The sequence below is a fragment of the Paenibacillus sp. J23TS9 genome, from assembly GCF_018403225.1.
Classification (GTDB): Bacteria; Bacillota; Bacilli; order Paenibacillales; family Paenibacillaceae; genus Paenibacillus_AQ.
The window spans coordinates 1-1,824 of the sequence record NZ_BOSG01000014.1 but is presented as its reverse complement, the minus strand read 5'-3'; the positions used below and the strand labels follow the sequence as shown (position 1 = coordinate 1,824).

Here is a 1,824-nt window from a genome sequence, read left to right as displayed (position 1 = left end):
TCCTCTAGAGATAGAGGCGGCCTTCGGGACAGAGGTGACAGGTGGTGCATGGTTGTCGTCAGCTCGTGTCGTGAGATGTTGGGTTAAGTCCCGCAACGAGCGCAACCCTTGATTTTAGTTGCCAGCAGGTAAGGCTGGGCACTCTAGAATGACTGCCGGTGACAAACCGGAGGAAGGCGGGGATGACGTCAAATCATCATGCCCCTTATGACTTGGGCTACACACGTACTACAATGGCCAGTACAACGGGAAGCGAAACCGCGAGGTGGAGCCAATCCTATCAAAGCTGGTCTCAGTTCGGATTGCAGGCTGCAACCCGCCTGCATGAAGTCGGAATTGCTAGTAATCGCGGATCAGCATGCCGCGGTGAATACGTTCCCGGGTCTTGTACACACCGCCCGTCACACCACGAGAGTTTACAACACCCGAAGTCGGTGGGGTAACCCGCAAGGGAGCCAGCCGCCGAAGGTGGGGTAGATGATTGGGGTGAAGTCGTAACAAGGTAGCCGTATCGGAAGGTGCGGCTGGATCACCTCCTTTCTATGGAGAATCGTCTTCTGCAACGAAGACATTCATAACAAGCAAGAAAATGCTTTCGAAGTTTAACTTCGTAAAAATTTCATCTCACTCGTTGTCAGTTTTGAAAGAGCAAGACTCTTTCAAAATGCGTTTGGTGGCGATGGCGGAGGGGTTCCACGCGTACCCATCCCGAACACGACCGTTAAGCCCTCCAGCGCCGATGGTACTTGGACCGAAGGGTCCTGGGAGAGTAGGATGCCGCCAAGCGCATGCCCTTATGGGTTTCCATAAGAGCTGTAACAAAATTATATATGGGCCCTTAGCTCAGCTGGTTAGAGCGCACCCCTGATAAGGGTGAGGTCGGTGGTTCGAGTCCACTAGGGCCCACCATATAACTTCATATGTAAGCCATACTTCACTTATGAAGTGAACTATGGGGCCATAGCTCAGCTGGGAGAGCGCCTGCCTTGCAAGCAGGAGGTCAGCGGTTCGATCCCGCTTGGCTCCACCAATCATTTTCATCTAAAACTTGATTAAACTTTCATTCACACATTCGTGATGAACGAAAATTTGATCGATTGATCCTTGAAAACTAGATAACGAAACGAATTTGCGTTTTAGAAATATCCTTTTAGCTGCTTGTGTCAATTTATTGACCAAGTAAATAAGAGTAGCATGCGAAAGATTCGTGACAGGTGATCCTTTGTGAGACAGTTTCCACCTTGGTTTATTCCAATCAAGAAACTGGCGAGCAACAGAGCACATGGCGCGAAACTTGAGCAAATGGTTAAGCTACTAAGAGCACACGGAGGATGCCTAGGCACTAGGAGCCGAAGAAGGACGTGGCGAACAACGATACTGCCCCGGGGAGCTGTAAGCAAGCATTGATCCGAGGATGTCCGAATGGGGAAACCCAGCTGTGGTAATTCGCAGTTACTCATAACTGAATACATAGGTTATGTAGAGGCAGACCAGGGGAACTGAAACATCTAAGTACCCTGAGGAAGAGAAAACAATAGTGATTCCGTCAGTAGCGGCGAGCGAACGCGGATTAGCCCAAACCAAGGAGCTTGCTCCTTGGGGTTGTGGGACGTCTCACACGGAGTTACAAAGGAATACATTAGGCGAAGAGGTCTGGAAAGGCCCGGCATAGAAGGTAAAAGCCCTGTAGCTGAAAGTGTATTCTCTCCGAGACGGATCCCGAGTAGTGCGGGGCACGTGAAACCCCGTATGAATCCAGCAGGACCATCTGCTAAGGCTAAATACTCCCTAGTGACCGATAGTGAAACAGTACCGTGAGGGAAA

General features: G+C 50.3%; 2 tRNA genes and 3 rRNA genes. All 5 read left to right on the top strand.

The features are described 5' to 3' along the window. A 16S ribosomal RNA gene (locus KJS65_RS29420) occupies positions 1 to 540 on the top strand; the annotation flags it as partial. Positions 541 to 669: 129 nt separating this feature from the next. After that, positions 670 to 786, top strand: a 5S ribosomal RNA gene (rrf, locus tag KJS65_RS29415). 46 nt (positions 787 to 832) lie between these two features. Continuing rightward, a tRNA-Ile gene (locus KJS65_RS29410) sits at positions 833 to 909 on the top strand. Between the two features lie 45 nt (positions 910 to 954). Continuing rightward, a tRNA-Ala gene (locus KJS65_RS29405) sits at positions 955 to 1,030 on the top strand. A 274-nt stretch (positions 1,031 to 1,304) separates the two neighbouring features. Beyond that, a 23S ribosomal RNA gene (locus KJS65_RS29400) occupies positions 1,305 to 1,824 on the top strand; the annotation flags it as partial.